Genomic DNA, 265 nt, shown 5'->3' with positions numbered 1-265 from the left:
CCAGACATATTCGCAACTCGCTTTCCCAACCGCTCTGTATGCCCTTCGTTTTCGCTTCGAGATGCCGGGCGGCTGCCAGGAGCTGACGCCCTTCATCGATAAGAAAGCGCCCTGCCTCCGTGAGTTTCGCCCGTCTGCCGCTGCGGTCGAAAAGCTCGACCTGCATGTCGCTTTCCAGTTTTTGCACGAGGTACGTTAGCGACGAAGGAACGCGATGCAACGTTTCCGCAGCTTCAGCGAACGTGCCCGTACGGTCGATCGCGTC

At 58.9% G+C, this 265-nt stretch carries 1 protein-coding gene; it reads right to left on the bottom strand.

Annotated elements, in window-relative coordinates; translation table 11 throughout:
• Window positions 1-265 (bottom strand): LysR family transcriptional regulator (locus tag SB822_RS57855; protein WP_410859205.1); only part of this gene is annotated, 265 nt, incomplete at both ends.

It is taken from the genome of Paraburkholderia sp. SIMBA_054 (assembly GCF_046534875.1).
Classification (GTDB): Bacteria; Pseudomonadota; Gammaproteobacteria; order Burkholderiales; family Burkholderiaceae; genus Paraburkholderia; species Paraburkholderia hospita.
Note: the sequence above shows the minus strand (reverse complement) of the source record. Positions and strands in the feature narration are given on the sequence as shown.